This is a genomic window from Emticicia fontis, from assembly GCF_054779675.1.
On sequence record NZ_BAAGXU010000057.1, the window covers coordinates 1 to 1,977 of the forward strand.

At 43.1% G+C, this 1,977-nt stretch carries 1 pseudogene; it reads left to right on the forward strand.

The window, feature by feature from the left end:
- A pseudogene (locus ACYVFA_RS23495) lies at window positions 1-1,977 on the forward strand (hypothetical protein); the annotation flags it as partial.

Below are 1,977 nucleotides of genomic sequence, written 5' to 3' on the forward strand. Positions count from 1 at the left end.
TAAGGTAACTGCACCAACTGCACCAATCATTAGTGCTGACAAACAAAAACTGTGTGGTAACGAAACCGCTACTCTGGTAGCCGCAGGTTGTACCGGTACAGTGAAATGGAACACAGGCGCAAGTGGCAGCAGTATCACAGTAAATGCACCAGGTACCTATACAGCAACTTGTATAAATGCATGTGGAACGAGTGGAGCATCAAATATCCTTACGATATTCCCGGGTGGTACGCCAGAAGCACCAGTAATCTCTAGCAATAAGCCAAGTCTATGTAACAATGAGACCGCAACATTGACAGCTACTGGTTGTAATGGTACAGTAACCTGGAATAATGGCTCTACAGGTTCAAGCATCAGCGTAACAACAGCAGGCACATATAATGCAATTTGTGTGAATAATTGTGGTACGAGTGGAGCATCGAATACAGTAACGATTACCTCGGGTGCTAAACCAGCAGCGCCAACAATTACTACTAATAAAGATGTTTTATGTAGCAATGGAACCGCTACTTTAGTAGCTACAGGATGTAATGGTGGTGTTATTGTCTGGTCTACGAGTCAGTCAAGTACTTCAATCATTGTAAGCACAGGAGGCACTTATACTGTGAAATGTGTGACAAGTTGTGGAACAAGTGATGCAAGTAATTCAATTATTATCAAGACATTGCCTGCACCAACTGTTCCTGAAGTACAAACAACTACAAATAGTATTTGTGGAACTGAAACAGCCACCTTAACAGCTACAGGTTGCAATGGAAATATCACCTGGAGTACTGGCGCGACAACAACCAGCATCACAGTAAGTGCAGGCGGAACCTACACTGCCGTATGTAAAAATGCATGTGGTGAAAGTGAGCCAAGTCAAAATATAGTTATCAGAAAGAATGTTATGCCGTCGCCACCAGTTGTAACAGCTAATAAAACGAGCTTGTGTGGTAACGAGACTGCTATCTTAACTGCGACAGGTTGTGGTGGAACAGTTAAATGGAACACTAATGCAACAGGTAGTACCCTTACAGTAGGTACAGCAGGAACATATAGTGCGATTTGCGTAAGTAGTTGTGGTACAAGTGGAGCTTCAAACGTAATTACAATTACTTCAGGTGGAAATCCATCGGCACCAACCATTGCAAGTACGAAAACAATGCTTTGTGGTAATGAAACAGCTACCTTAACAGCAACAGGTTGTGGTGGAACTGTGAAATGGAGCACCAATGCAACAGGAAACAGCATCAGCGTAAGCACAGCAGGTACTTATACGGCAACTTGTACAAATAGTTGTGGCACAAGTAGTGTATCAAATGCTATCATAATAACAACTGGTAGCGCACCAACTACGCCAACAATTGCAAGCAATAAAACAAGTAGCTGTGGTAATGAAACGGCAACGTTAACAGCGACTGGTTGCAACGGTACTTTGAAATGGAGTACTAACGCAACTACTACAAGTATCACAGTTAGTACAGCAGGTACTTATACAGCAGTTTGTATGAATGCTTGCGGAACAAGCCCAACTTCGAATGTAGTAGTAATTACCCCAGGAACTACGCCAGGCGCACCGACGATTGTAAGCAACAAAACAAGCTTGTGTGGCAATGAAACTGCTACCTTAACAGCTACAGGTTGTAGTGCAACAGTGGCATGGAGCAACGGCTCAACTGGTACAAGTATAACAGTAGGTACAGCAGGAACTTATACAGCAACTTGTATAACAGTATGTGGAACCAGTGGTGCATCTAATGCAGTAATCATCACAACAGGTGGTAATCCAAATGCACCAACGATTGCAAGCAACAAAACAAGCTTGTGTGGTAATGAAACAGCAACATTAACAGCGACAGGTTGTAGTGGAACTGTCACTTGGATGACTGGCGCAACAACAACTAGTATCACTGTAAGTATAGCAGGAACCTACACAGCAACTTGTACAACGGCTTGTGGAACAAGCGGTGCATCTAATGCAGTAATCATCACAAC